The following is a 12,748-nucleotide window of genomic DNA, read 5'->3' as shown; positions in this document are numbered from 1 at the left end:
GGTAGCTACGTCTCACTCGTCGGTTGTGTTCGGCAGAAGTAGCGGGAGGTAGATTTGAACTACCGATCTGCGGGTTATGAGCCCGCCGGAATCTCCTGGCTATCCCATCCCGCTACCAACACGTAACCCGGTGTGCTAGTTAAGGGTTGTGTTTGGGTCGCCGTATGCGTGTTCCTCCCACTGTGCAGGGGTGTGATTTCGGCGCGAAGGATCCGAAAAAAGCCGCCGACAGAGCGCGGTCAGTTCTCGTGGACCTGCCACGTGAACAGGCTCTCCGCGACGTAGTTGACGACCATCCCGACGCCGATGCCGCCGACCTTCGAGACGACGAACCAGCCGTCGATGCCGAGGAGCGTCAGTTCGAGGGCGACGACGCGGTAGAGGAACCGGAAGGTGCCGAGCTGGACGAGGATGCCGCCGGCGCGGACGAGGTTCGACCGGCCCAGCCGACGGAGCGTCGGGAACAGCCCGGTCGAGCCCTCGCCGGAGAACGTCCAGTTGTCGTTGAGCAGGAACATGACGAGGATGGCGACCTCGATGCCGACGAAGACGGCGAGTTCGGGGAAGACGCCCAGTTCGCGCAGCACCGTCGCCGTCGTCACGTCGAACATCGCGCCGACGACGCCGACGGAGGCGAACCGGCCGAACCGCGACCCGGAGGCGAGCGCTGCGGCCCGGTGTGCGACCCCGGACCGGAGCGCCTCGTCGTCGCCACTCGGGGGCCTCGGGGAGTCGTGGACCGCCTCGTCGTCACTCATCTGCCTCCGTCGCGAGTCGGTCGACGAGGGCGAGTCTGTTGCCCCGTCGGGACGCGATGAACGAGTGTACGGGGTCCCCGTGTAGTCGCTTCGCGCGGTGGCGCGACCGGAGCAGGGAGACGCCGAGTTCGACCGTCGTCGAGACGGGCGAGACGGTGGACTCAGGCTGGTCCTCCCAGGTCACGGGAACCTCGAGCGGTTCGTAGTCGAACGCCGCGGCCATCGCCACGAGTTCGATGTCCCAGGCGAATCCGGGTTCGTAGAGGTGGTCCCGGACCGTCTCCCAGGCGTCGCGGTCGATGGCCTTCGCCCCGCACTGGAAGTCGTAGAGCCCCACCGAGAGGAGGTGCCGGGCGAAGAACGCGAAGCCGTCGCCGAGGTAGCGCCGGGCGACGGTCTGGTGCGAGCGCACGTCGGCCTCCGGGTGCCGGCGGGACCCGACGGCGAAGTCGACGTCGCCCTCCCGGACCGGGGCGACGACGTCGGCGATGGAGGCGGCCGGCGTCGCACCGTCCGCGTCGGCGAACGCGAGGACGTCGGTGTCGAGAGCTTCGAACCCGCAGGTGATGGCGGCACCCTTGCCGCGACGGGCGTCGACGGCGTTGACGGTACCGGGTGCGTCCTCGAGGACGGCGAGCGTCTCGGGGTCCGGCGCGTCGAGTTCGACGCGGAGTTGGGGGGCGTCCAGTCGGTCGTTCAGGGCGTGCAGGTAGTCGACGAGGGTATCGACGACGGGGTCGTACGCGGGGAGGACGACGCCGACGGACCGTTGCATCACTTCGAAAGGGGTCGCCCCGGAGAGTAAAACCATTCGCTTCCGACCGGCCGTCGAAGGGAAAAGTCCTTACCGGCCGAAACCGCCGTTCTCGAACATGGAATACGGGCTGGTCCTGCTGTGGTTCCTCTGCGTCGGCGGACTGGCCGTCGTCGCCGCCCCGTTCACCGCGTTCGTGTTCGCGCCGCTGTCGGACCGCGGCGGGACGCTCGCCCTCCCCGTCTCGCTGGCGGTGCTCGGCCTGACCAGCTACTGGGTCGGCCAGGTGGCGTTCGGCTGGTCGGCGCTCCTCGTCTCGATGGGGCTGCTCTCGCTCGGCTCCGGACTGGTCCTCTACCGCGGCCTCGAACCGGACTGGCGCAGCGTCGGACTCGGACTGGGCGTGTTCGCCCTCGGGTTCGGCCTGGTCGTCGCCATCCGGGGTGCCGACCCAGGCCTCTACGCCGGCGGCGGGGAGAAGTTCCTCGACTTCGGCCTGTTGAAGACGCTGCTCCGGGCCCAGCGATTGCCGCCGGAGGACTTCTGGTGGTCGGGCGACCGGGTACAGTACTACTACGGCGGCCACCTCGTCGCGGCGCAGTTGACCAGGTTGACCGGCGTCGCACCGCGGTACGCCTACAACCTCGCACTGGCGACGTTCTACGGCGCGCTCGTGACTGCAGCGTTCGGCCTGGCCCGGTCCATCGCCGCCGAGCGCGACCTCCCGGAGGTCGCCGCCGGCGGACTGGCCGTGTTCTTCGTCGGGGTCGCCAGCAACCTCTCGACCCTCGCCCGGGTCGTCGTCTGGCTCCTGCCCGCGAGCGCGAAGACGCCGGTCGACCGGAACCCGAACGTCCCCGGGCCGGAGGCGGTCAGGGCGTTCGGGTACGAGTGGGACAGACTCGCGTTGGGTCCCGACAGCTTCCACTACTGGACGGCGAGTCGGGTCATCCCCGACACCATCAACGAGTTCCCCCTGTTCGCCTTCCTCAACGGCGACCTGCACGCCCACATGATGAGCACGCCGCTGTTGCTGCTCGCGGCAGCGGTCGGTTTCGCCTACTGGCTGACGCCCGCCGAGGACGTCTGCCGTCGGCGAGCGTACCTGTTCGCGTGTGCGCCCTCGCTCGCGGCCCTGCTCGCGCTCGTGAACACCTGGAGTTTCCCGTCGGTCGCGGGGCTGACGACGCTCGCGGTGCTGTTCGCCGACGCCCATCCCACGTCGCTGTTGCCTGATGCCGTCCGGCGACGGGTCGAACCGGCCCTCGGCGACCGGGCGGCGAGCGAGGCGCTCCGGATGCTGACCGCTGGGGGCGTGGGCGCGGCCGTCGGTATCCTCGGCGCGCTCCTGGCGTTCCCCTTCTTCCTCGGGGCGACGAGTGGCCAGCACGTCGCGTTCCTGCCCGGGCGGAGCGGGGTCTCCGGACTCCTGCTCGTCCACGGCGCGTTCCTGCTGCTGTCCGTCGCGTACCTCGCGCCGCGTCTCGCGCCCGACGTGGACGCCGACCTCGGATTCGCGGTCCCGCTGTCGGTCTGTGCCCTGCTCGCCGCCGCCAACGCCGTCGTAGGCTGGATTCCGGTCCCGGTCGGACTGGTTGCGGCCGTCGGGTTGCTCGCGGTGACGCAGGTCGACGCCGACGACCGCGGCCCGGCGGCGGTGCTGTTCGTCCTGGCCGTCAGCGTCGCCGGCGTCCTGATGGTCACGGTGGGCGAGTCCCTCGGCAACGTCGGCGTCTACTGGGCGACGCTGCTCGTCGGCGTCGGTGCCGCCGTCTCCGACTTCGACGACGAGACGCGACTCGTCGCCGTCGCAGGTGCCGGCTTCGCCGTCCTGGCCGCCGCGGCCGTCGCGCTCGACGCCGCCGTGCTCGCCACGGTCGCGCCGGTCCTCGCCGCCGGGTGGGTGACGCTCAGACTCGGCCGGCGCCTCGGCTACGAGACGGTCCTGCTCGTCGCGGCCGTGGGGCTGGTCACGCTGGTCGAGTTCGTCTACGTCGCCGAACGGGCCGGTAACGGCCGGTTCAACACCGTCTTCAAGTTCTACATGCAGGTCTGGGTGCTCTGGGGCACCGCTGCCGGCGTGATGCTGGTCGACGTCGTCGCCCGGCAGTGGCCCGACTGGAGCATCGGCGACAGAATCGACGCCGGTCGGCCGACCGGGACCTCGACGCTCCGGCGGGTCGTTGCGGTCGGACTCGCGGTGGTGCTGGTCTCGTCGCTCTCCATCTACGGCGGACTCGCCCTCACGACGCACTTCGAGCATGAGAACGCGGACACCCTCGACAGCAAGGCGTGGATCGCCGAGGAACGCCCGGACGAGTACGCCGCAATCGAGTGGCTGGACGAGAGGGAGGGCCGACCGGTCGTCCTCGAACGGCCGACCACGAGGCACATCTACGGGCTCAACTCCCCGGCGACGCCGCTGGTCACCGGCGTCTCGTCGCTGACGGGGCTCCCGACCGTCGCCGGCTGGTCACACGCCGCCGACTACCACACCGACGCCGGCTGGCAGGAACGGATGGACGCCATCGACGCCGTCTACGACGGCAGCAGCGAGGCGCGTGCGGACGCGCTGGCGAAGTACGACGTCGAGTACGTCTACGTCGGACCGCACGAGCGCCAGCACTACGGGGCGGTCGACTTCGCGGACGACCCGTCCCTGTCGGTCGCCAGGTCGTTCGGGTCGGTGACGGTGTACGAGGTCGACCGGAGCGCGCTCCCCGGGGAGTCGACGAACGCGTCGGCCTGACCGCGAGAAGGAGCCGTTCAGACCGAGAGCTTGCCTTTCCCCTGGATGACGTCGACGTCCTCGGCGTCGACGCGGTCCACGTCGAGGTGGTGCGGGATGTAGTTCTGGCGGTCGAAGTCGTCTCGTTCGTCCTCGTCGCCGACGATGCACCAGAGCTGGACGCGGTCGGGACCGTGCCAGTCCCCGTTGCGCGTCACGGAGAAACAGCGGACCTCCTCGCCCTCGTAGTCGACGATGGCGTCCTTCCGGATGCCGGGATCCCCGTTTATGATGAGCCGCTTCATGGGTCGGGCTTCGGACAGCGACCAATTAAGCGTGTCGAAGGAGCGAACGCGCAAATCGCATGACAGCGACGAAATGATTGTGTATTGGAAAGTCGTGAAATTAATAGCAGTGGAGGAGTAACTACAGCGAAACCGAGGTGCGGGAATGAGTATCACAGAGTCACTCAGCAACACGGAGTCGGCGACCGAGGACGGCATCCGGGTCGAGAAAGGCATCGAACCCGGCGACAACGCGATGACGGTCCACTACCGCATCACGTCCGAGCGGGCGGACGCGGCGGCGATACGGCTGGAGGAACACCTGGGAAGCGGCTTCCCCGTCGGGACGCTGGACCTCGACGCCCCCGGTCACGGCGACTGGTTGCTCGATCCCGACGGGTCGGGCCTCGCACTCTTCGACATCCTCGAGGCGGGCGAGCGCGTGACCACCGGGTACGTCGTCAACTGTAGCGACCCCGACCGGGTGAAACCGGTGTTCGAGGCACCCACCATCGACATGGTCGACCCGGTCGAGAGTCCGTCCGATGAGTCGGTGGACGACGCCGGTTCTGCTGGTACGGACGGGTCCCAGCAGGTGGTGACACCCGAGGCAGTCGCAGACGCGCTATCGCCCGCCGTCGTCGCCGAGGCCATCTCGCCGACCCTCGTCATCGACGCGCTGGTCGCGGCCCTCGAATCCGACGCCGTCGACGACCACCACGTCGAGCGACTGCGTGACAGCCTCGGCGACGAACTGGCCACGGGCGACGGCGGGGACCACGCGGAACGACTCGACGAGGTGGACTTCAGACTCGACAGGTTCTACGACTGTATCGAACGCCTCGACTCGACGGTCGAACGCGTGGACGAACGGACGAAGAAGATGGCTAGACTCGTCCGCGACGCCGACGAAGCGGTCAAGACCGAACGCAAGCGACTGAACGACGTCGAGAACCGCCTCGACGAGTCGTTGACGGAGCTCTCGGAGCAGGTCGAGGAACTGGAGGACGAGCTATCCGAGACCGAGGAGTGGCGCGAGCAACTCGGCGAGGCGTTCAAGCTAGACGGCGACGCGTGACCCGCCGGCGCCGACTCGTCGGCGGCGACCGGACGCGTGGACCGACCGTCACGGGGCGAGAACTGTTCGTGCACTGACCCCTGCGAACCGGAGGCTGGCGGCGCATCGTGGCGAACCAAACGGGTTTTAAAGTACCATCTCCAAACCCTCCGTAAGGTCGATATATATGCAGATGCCAAGACGCTTCAACACATACTGCCCTCACTGCAAGGAGCACCAGGAGCACGAGGTCGAGAAGGTCCGAACGGGACGAAGCACCGGCATGAAGAAGGACCAGCGCAAACAGCGCGAGGGGAAGAAGGTCATCGGTAACGCCGGCCGCTTCTCGAAGGTGCCCGGTGGCGACAAGCCGACCAAGAAGACCGACCTCAAGTACCGCTGTGGCGAGTGCGGCAAGGCCCACCTGCGTCCGGGCTGGCGTGCCGGTCGACTGGAGCTGCAGGAGTGAGACACATGGCAGGTTCATTCATCAAGGTCCGGTGTAACGACTGCGAGAACGAACAGATCGTGTTCGGGAACGCCTCGACCGTCGTCAACTGTGCGGTCTGTGGCACGACGCTCGCCACGCCCACCGGCGGGAAGGCGGACATCCCCCACGACATCGTGGAGACGGTCGAAGCACGATGAAGTACAGCGGCTGGCCCGAGAAGGGCGAACTCGTCGTCGGTGACGTCGACGAGATCGAGAACTTCGGCGTCTTCGTCGACCTCAAGGAGTACGAGGACAAGCGCGGGCTGGTCCACATCAGCGAGGTCGCGAGCGGATGGATCAAGAACGTCCGTGACCACGTCCGGGAGGGCCAGACCGTCGTCTGTAAGGTGCTGGACGTCGACGAGGACTCCCAGCAGATAGACCTCTCCATCAAGGACGTCAACGACCACCAGCGCTCGGACAAGATACAGGAGTGGAAGAACGAGCAGAAGGCCGACAACTGGATGCTCCTCGCGTTCGGCGAAGACGTGAGCGACGAGCAGTACGCGTCCGTCGCCAACGAGTTGCTCGCCGAGTTCGGGAGCCTCTACGAGGGCTTCGAGCAGGCGGCCATCCACGGCCCGGCAGCGCTCGAAGACGCCGACCTCACGGACGAGGAGGTCGACAGCCTCGTCGAGACGGCACGCGAGAACGTCTCGGTCCCGTACGTCACCGTCACCGGCTACGTCGACCTCCGGAGTCCGAATTCGGACGGCGTCGACGACGTGAAGGAGGCGCTCAAGGCGGCCGAGGGCAACGGCGAGGTGCCCGACGAGGTCGAACTCGAGGTGACGTACGTCGGGTCCCCCGAGTACCGCATCAAGGTGAAGGCACCGAACTACAAGACCGCCGAGTCGGAACTCGAATCGGCGGCACAGCGGGCCGAGGTCGCGATCGAGGAGTCCGGTGGTACCGGAGCGTACCACCGCGAGCGTCGCTCCGACGACGAATGAAGTCCGACATCCGGGTGTGTTCGGCGTGGCGCGACCACCACGAACGCCCGGTGTACACGCTTTCTGATACCTGTCCGGACTGTGGCGAGCCTGCGGTCAACAGCGCGCCGGCGCCGGTCGACCCGGAGGACTCCTACGGCGACTACCGACGCGCTCTTAAGCGCGCCGGACGCGAATAGCCGGTATGGAGCAACTCGACATCGAGACCGTCGATTCTGCTGAGCTATCGGACCCGGTGTTCGTCGAGGGACTGCCCGGCGTCGGTCACGTCGGCAAACTCGCGGCCGAACACATCCTCGACCAGTACGAGGGGACGCTGGTCCGCCGTCTCTACTCCCACGACCTGCCGCCGCAGGTCGAGGTGGGCGACGACGGCGTCGCCGAGTTGACCCACCTCGAGTTCCACGCGGTCGAGACCGAGGGCCGTGACCTGCTCGTCCTCACCGGCGACCACCAGGCACAGAGCAACGAGGGCCACTACCGCCTCGCGAGCGCCATCCTCGACATCGCCGAGGAGTTCGACTGCACGGAGACGTACGCACTCGGCGGCATCCCGACGGGCGAACTCATCGACGAGTACGCCGTCCTCGGCGCGGCGACCAACGCGGACCTCGTCGAGTCGCTCGAAGACCACGACGTGGAGTTCCGTGAGGACGAACCGGCGGGGGGCATCGTCGGTGTCTCGGGTCTCCTGCTCGGTCTCGGCCGGCGTCGCGGCGTCGAGGCGGCCTGCCTGATGGGCGAGACGTCGGGCTACCTCGTCGACCCCAAGAGCGCCCGGGCCGTCCTCGAGGTGCTCGAGGAACTCCTCGGCATGGAGGTCGACTACGGGTCCCTGGAGGAGCGCGCCGACGAGATGGAGGACGTCATCGGGAAGATACAGGAGATGGAACAGCAACAGCAGGCCCCCGTCCCGAGCGACGACGACCTGCGCTACATCGGCTGATGCGCTACGTCGGCTGATGCGCTACGTCGGCTGATCCCAGTCGTCTCTCACGCCGTCTCGAGGAACGACCGGACGCGCTCGTTGAACGCGTCCGGTCGCTCGCGCGGCGGCATGTGCCCACAGTTCGAGAGCACGCGCAGCGTCGCGTCCGGGAGCAACGCCGCCGCGCGAACCGCCCAGTCGACGGGGACGAGCGGGTCGCGTTCGCCGTGGACGAGCAGGGTCGGCACCGAGAGGTCGGGGAGGTCGTCGACGAACGCGGTCCGGAGGCCCGACGGACACACCTCGTGTCGCTGGAAGTCGCGCCAGGCGGCCCCGGGGTTTGGTCGGTCCAGCGACGCCACGGCGTCGTCGACGAGAGCCGGGCCGGGCGAGACGGTGACGGCGTCGACTGCTGCCCCGGTCAGCCGCCGACTGCGCGCCATCGCCCGCCAGACGAGTCGGTTCAGGCGGTCGGCCCGTGTGAACCAGTACGCCAGCCGACTGGCCGGCACGCTCGTCCCCAGCCCGTAGCTGTCGACGATCGCGAGACGCGAGACGCCCGTGGGGTCGTCGACGGCGTACCGGAGCGCGACGCCACCGCCCATCGAGATGCCGACGAGAGCCGGGTCCGCCACGCCGACTTCGTCGAGGAATCGCGAGAGGACGCCCGCGTAGTACGCGAGCGTCGGCGTCTCCGCGGGCGGACCGCTGGCCCCGTAGCCCGGCAGGTCCGGCGCGTAGACGCGCGCGTTCTCGGACAGCGCCGGGATGGCGTGCCGCCAGGAGAGTTCGGCCTCGTCGAAGCCACCGCCGTGGAGTAGCACGACGGGTGGGGCCTCCGGGTCTCCCTCGACGCGATACCGGAGGCGGACCCTCTCGAGGTCCAGGTAGTGGGTGGTCACCGGTCGTCGCCTCCGGTCGACCGCGGGGGTCCGGTACGAGACCGCACGTCGTGCGTCTCGCGGGTCATACCCGAATCGACGGCCCCAGTCCACATGAACGTCGGGGGGTCCGTCCAGTGTTTTCTTTACCCAGGGCCCCCTAACACGCCCGTGGAACCACGAGTGCTCGCCCTGGGATTGGAATGGGTCTGGACGCTCCCGTCGTGGATGCTCGCCGGCCTCTCGCTCGGCGTCCTCTTCGGCGTCCTCTCGGCGACGACGTTCGTCGCCGGCGAGTACCTCTTCCCCTCGCCGTCGACGGGTCGCCGGGGCGTCGACCCCGACCTGTCCGGAGACGCCCGCCGCCGCGACGAGATACGCTGGTACCTCGAACAGATCGGAGAACCGTACGCCGAGGACCACCCCGTCGCGGGCAACGTCGTCTCGTTCTACCTGCCCGAACGGGACGTCGCAGTGACGTTCGACGCCCACGTCTTCTTCCGGTTGGAGGGCACCGACACGCACGCCGTCCTCTGCGAGCACGAGATGCACGGCCACCACCTCGGGACGCGCCTGCCCTTCGACGTGCCCGAGGTCGACTGGCGCTTCGACGACGAGGACGAACCCGACGTCATCGCCCAGGCGTTCCGTGCGCTCGGGCTGTCGCCCACGGCGTCGACCGACGAGGTGCGCGAGGCCTACCGCGAACGCGTCAAGGAGGTCCATCCCGACCACGGCGGCACCGAGGAGTCGTTCAGGCAGATACGCGACGCCTACACCACCGCGAAGGAGCACGCGAACTGACCGGCCGTCGCGCCCTCGTCCGGTTACCCGCCGGTAACCACTCGTTACGATGGCGTCAGGACTTTAACGGTGAACGACGATGGGGTGGACATGAACCTCCTCCCGGCAGTCGTCGGACCGACGGTGTTCGGGATGTCCGCGACCGACCTGCTCGCGTGGGTCGTCGTCGCGGCGTTCCTCATCGGTTCGGCCCTCGACGCCTACGACAGGGACCTCGCACGGTACGTCCTCGCCGCGACGTGGGCGACGTTCGGCCTGTTCTGGCTCGCAGTCTTCCCGCACTTCGCGTTCGAGGTCAGGAGTTTCGTCGAGGGCGGACTCGCGCTGGCGGCCGTCCCGGCCTGCATCTACACCGGATACCTCCTCCTGCAGGGTCGCGACCGCCTGCACCTGCTCTCGAAGGCGGTCGGCATCATGGGACTCGTCTACCACCCGACGCAGGCCATCCCGGCCGTCCGGGAGTTCCTCATCGAGGAGGTGGCCCGGCAGACCCTCTGGGGCATCCACCTCCTCGGCTACACGCCCGAGTTCACCACCGGTCCGGAGTACGGCTACCAGAACATGTACGTCTTCAGCGAGTTCGCGACGTACATCGTCTACGCCTGCACCGGCATCGGGTCGATGGCCATCTTCGCCGGCCTCATCGTCGCCGTCGACGCGCCACTCCGTCGCAAGGTGCGCTCGTTCGCGCTGGCCATCGGCGTCATCTGGGTGCTGAACATCGGCAGGAACGTCTTCGTCGCCGTCGCGGCCGGTCGGGGCTGGTTCACGCAGGGACCGGTGCTCTGGCTGGCCCAGACGGCGGGCGTGGCGGAGACGCACGCGTCGTTCTGGTTCGCCCACAGCGTCATCTCGCAACTGCTGTCGGTCGTCGCACTGGTCGGCATCACCTGGGTCGTCGTCCACGTCCTCCCCGAACTGCTCGGCGTGCTGGAGGAGGTGCTGTTCGTCGCGACTGGGACGGAGTACGACCTCGGAACGGCCCTCGGCATCTCCGATCCCGTCCGCGCCGATGGCGGCGAGTGAGTTCTCGGTCGCAGAACGCGCGGTCTACCTCCCGGACGACGACGCGCTCGTCGTCGCCGACCTCCACCTCGGGCGCGTCCACGCCTCGAACGTCGACTTTCCGCTGAACGAGCGAACCGACACGATGGACCGACTCGACGCGTTGCTGACGAGGTTCACGCCAGAGACGGTGGTGTTCGCGGGCGACGTCCTCCACCGGTTCGACGCCGTCCCGGTCCCGGCGAGGACGTCCCTCGACGCCGTCGTCGACCACGTCGGGGACTCGGACGCACACCTCGTCCTGGTCCGGGGGAACCACGACAGACAACTCGACCGCGTCGTCGACCTGCCGGTCCACGACGCCTACCGACTCGACTCCGGCACCGTCGTCTGTCACGGCCACGAGGAACCCGAAGAACGGGCCGACCGCTACGTCGTCGGCCACGACCACCCGGTCGTCGAGATAGAGGGCCGACGATACCCCTGTCTGCTGTACGGGCCGGAGACCTACGAGGGCGCCGAGGTGGTGATGCTCCCGCCGTTCACCCGCGTCGCGCCCGGCGTCGTCGTCAACCAGCTACGCGGCGGGGACTTCGACTCGCCCATGATACGAAGCGTGTCGGGAGTCCACCCCGTCGTCCGGGACGTAGACGCCGGAGAGACGCTCCGGTTCCCGCCGCTGTCGAAGCTACGTCGACTGCTGTGACGGCACGAGGTCAGTCGAGGTCGGTACGCACCGCCTCGGCGGCGTCCCGGCCGCTCTCCATCGCACCCTGGATGGACGACCAGCGCGTGTAGTCCCCGGCGAGGTACACCGCCCCGTCCGGGGCGCGGACGTCCGGAAGCGCCTCCGAGAACCCGGGTGGCTGGTCGAACTGCGCGAACGGGATACGGTCTGTCCGGCGGAGGTCCACGTCGTCGAACCGGCGCTCCGGGTACCACGATTCGAGCGTCTCGACGGTCGTCGAGGCGAGGTCGGCGTCGGACTCGTCCTCGCGTTCGCCGAGGTACGTCGCACTGAGCAGTCGGACGCCGTCCGGCACGTACTCCGGGGCGACGGCGGTGTGGTCGACGACCTGGTTCGGCCCCTCGTCGGCGGCGTTGAGCATGATCCTGCGTCCGGCGTCGAACCCGGTGCCGCCCGACAGCGCGTACCACTGCGTGACGCAGGCGCGGGCGGCCGTCGGGATGGCGTTGACGCCGGTGAGTTCGTTCGCGTGCTTCGGGTCGGCCGCGACCACCACAGCGTCGGCGGTCAGCGTCTCGCCAGCGAGGTCGACGCCAGGGAGGCCACTGTCGCCCGCGCCGCCGCCGTCCACGCGCTCGACCGTCCGGTCCGTCTCGACGACGGCACCGGCCGCCTCCGCCCGGTCTCGCAACTGGGCCGGAATCGCGCCCATGCCCCCGGCCGGCACGACAGTCTTTCCCTCGGAGAGCATCTTGAAGGTGTACTCGAACACCCGCTTCGAGGTCGACAGCGAGCGGTCAAGCGTGATGCCGCCGTAGAACGGCGCGGCGAAGTTCTCGACGAACTTCCGGGAGAACCCACGGGCACCGAGGTAGTCACGGATGGTCCGGTCCGGGCCCGAGAACAGGTCGTCGGTCGAGCGTCGCCCGAGGGCGCGCTGCAGGCGGAACGTCCTGAGTTTGTCGCCGACGGTCACGTCGCGGTTGAGCAGTGACTCGGTCAGCGAACCGGGGTCGCGGAACGGGTCCGAGAGGATGGCGCGGTGGCCGGGGCGACAGATGCACGCTCCCGGCGAGAACGAGCGCAGGTCGAGCGCGTCGAGGTCGAGTTCGCGACGGGCCGCGGGGTAGGCCGTGAACAGCACCTGGAAGCCGCGGTCGAAGGTGTAGCCGTCCTCGTGGCGCGACCGGACGCGCCCGCCGACCTCGGACTCGCGCTCGAACAGTCGTACGTTCGCCCCCGCGTCGGCGAGTCGCCGGGCGGCCACCAGTCCGGCCAGGCCGCCGCCGACCACGATGACCTCGTCGTCGTCGTCCATGGTCGGACTACGGACAGGACCGTGAAAACCGCCGGGGTCGCGGTACGGGGCGTCCGGGTCGGTCGCACCCGCCGGCGACATGGACAGGGCTTAATCTA

15 protein-coding genes and 1 tRNA gene are annotated in these 12,748 nt (G+C 68.6%); 10 read left to right on the top strand and 6 right to left on the bottom strand.

Annotated elements, in window-relative coordinates; translation table 11 throughout:
• Positions 1-39 precede the first annotated feature (39 nt).
• From ACSC1W_RS03825 to ACSC1W_RS03815, 3 genes are all read right to left on the bottom strand, one after another.
• Positions 40-114, bottom strand: a tRNA-Met gene (locus tag ACSC1W_RS03825).
• A gap of 125 nt (positions 115-239) precedes the next feature.
• Complete coding sequence (locus tag ACSC1W_RS03820) at positions 240-758, bottom strand: GtrA family protein (RefSeq protein WP_435345535.1); 519 nt, start codon at positions 756-758, stop codon at positions 240-242.
• On the bottom strand, positions 751-1,533 hold the full coding sequence (locus tag ACSC1W_RS03815; RefSeq protein WP_435345534.1) for a glycosyltransferase: 783 nt from the start codon (positions 1,531-1,533) through the stop codon (positions 751-753). Before ACSC1W_RS03815 ends, ACSC1W_RS03820 begins: the two co-directional genes overlap by 8 nt.
• Positions 1,534-1,630: 97 nt before the next feature.
• On the opposite strand from ACSC1W_RS03815, the gene ACSC1W_RS03810 reads away from it, so the two are divergent.
• Positions 1,631-4,261 (top strand): DUF2298 domain-containing protein, encoded by a 2,631-nt coding sequence (locus ACSC1W_RS03810; RefSeq protein WP_435345533.1) that lies wholly within the window; start codon positions 1,631-1,633, stop codon positions 4,259-4,261.
• 17 nt (positions 4,262-4,278) lie between these two features.
• Here ACSC1W_RS03810 and ACSC1W_RS03805 read toward each other — a convergent pair whose 3' ends face one another.
• A complete protein-coding gene (locus ACSC1W_RS03805) occupies positions 4,279-4,545 on the bottom strand; it encodes an HAH_0734 family protein (protein ID WP_435345532.1) in 267 nt (88 codons plus the stop codon).
• 145 nt (positions 4,546-4,690) lie between these two features.
• Here ACSC1W_RS03805 and ACSC1W_RS03800 point away from each other — a divergent pair, with 145 nt between their 5' ends.
• The 6 genes from ACSC1W_RS03800 (at position 4,691) to ACSC1W_RS03775 (ending at position 7,972) form a co-directional block, all read left to right on the top strand.
• Positions 4,691-5,602 carry a hypothetical protein gene (locus ACSC1W_RS03800; protein WP_435345531.1) on the top strand — a complete coding sequence of 304 codons (912 nt, stop codon included), beginning with the start codon at positions 4,691-4,693 and terminating at the stop codon, positions 5,600-5,602.
• 166 nt (positions 5,603-5,768) lie between these two features.
• Positions 5,769-6,050, top strand: a complete 282-nt coding sequence (locus ACSC1W_RS03795; RefSeq protein ID WP_435345530.1) for a 50S ribosomal protein L44e — start codon at positions 5,769-5,771, stop codon at positions 6,048-6,050.
• 5 nt (positions 6,051-6,055) lie between these two features.
• Positions 6,056-6,229, top strand: a complete 174-nt coding sequence (locus ACSC1W_RS03790; RefSeq protein WP_435345529.1) for a 30S ribosomal protein S27e — start codon at positions 6,056-6,058, stop codon at positions 6,227-6,229.
• Complete coding sequence (locus ACSC1W_RS03785) at positions 6,226-7,026, top strand: translation initiation factor IF-2 subunit alpha (protein WP_435345528.1); 801 nt, start codon at positions 6,226-6,228, stop codon at positions 7,024-7,026. Before ACSC1W_RS03790 ends, ACSC1W_RS03785 begins: the two co-directional genes overlap by 4 nt.
• Complete coding sequence (locus ACSC1W_RS03780; protein WP_435345527.1) at positions 7,023-7,205, top strand: RNA-protein complex protein Nop10; 183 nt, start codon at positions 7,023-7,025, stop codon at positions 7,203-7,205. The genes ACSC1W_RS03785 and ACSC1W_RS03780 overlap by 4 nt, the downstream gene beginning before the upstream one ends.
• Before the next feature lie 5 nt (positions 7,206-7,210).
• A complete protein-coding gene (locus ACSC1W_RS03775; protein WP_435345526.1) occupies positions 7,211-7,972 on the top strand; it encodes a proteasome assembly chaperone family protein in 762 nt (253 codons plus the stop codon).
• 47 nt (positions 7,973-8,019) lie between these two features.
• Here ACSC1W_RS03775 and ACSC1W_RS03770 read toward each other — a convergent pair whose 3' ends face one another.
• Positions 8,020-8,856, bottom strand: coding sequence for an alpha/beta fold hydrolase (locus tag ACSC1W_RS03770; RefSeq protein ID WP_435345525.1), 837 nt, complete (start codon positions 8,854-8,856; stop codon positions 8,020-8,022).
• Positions 8,857-9,063: 207 nt separating this feature from the next.
• Between ACSC1W_RS03770 and ACSC1W_RS03765 the strand changes: the two genes are divergently transcribed.
• The 3 genes from ACSC1W_RS03765 (at position 9,064) to ACSC1W_RS03755 (ending at position 11,350) form a co-directional block, all read left to right on the top strand.
• On the top strand, positions 9,064-9,639 hold the full coding sequence (locus ACSC1W_RS03765) for a J domain-containing protein (protein WP_435346007.1): 576 nt from the start codon (positions 9,064-9,066) through the stop codon (positions 9,637-9,639).
• Between the two features lie 69 nt (positions 9,640-9,708).
• The gene (gene artA, locus ACSC1W_RS03760) at positions 9,709-10,665 is read left to right on the top strand and encodes an archaeosortase A (RefSeq protein WP_435345524.1); all 957 of its coding nucleotides are present in this window, start codon (positions 9,709-9,711) and stop codon (positions 10,663-10,665) included.
• Entirely contained in the window at positions 10,652-11,350 is a 699-nt protein-coding gene (locus ACSC1W_RS03755) for a metallophosphoesterase (RefSeq protein WP_435345523.1), read from the top strand. The genes artA and ACSC1W_RS03755 overlap by 14 nt, the downstream gene beginning before the upstream one ends.
• A gap of 10 nt (positions 11,351-11,360) precedes the next feature.
• Here the strand turns inward: ACSC1W_RS03755 and ACSC1W_RS03750 are convergent, their stop codons facing one another.
• Positions 11,361-12,650, bottom strand: a complete 1,290-nt coding sequence (locus ACSC1W_RS03750) for an NAD(P)/FAD-dependent oxidoreductase (protein WP_435345522.1) — start codon at positions 12,648-12,650, stop codon at positions 11,361-11,363.
• Positions 12,651-12,748: the final 98 nt, after the last annotated feature.

It is taken from the genome of Haloarchaeobius marinus (genome assembly GCF_051207415.1).
In the GTDB taxonomy this organism is placed as follows: Archaea; Halobacteriota; Halobacteria; order Halobacteriales; family Natrialbaceae; genus Haloarchaeobius.
This window is presented reverse-complemented; position numbering and strand designations above follow the sequence as displayed.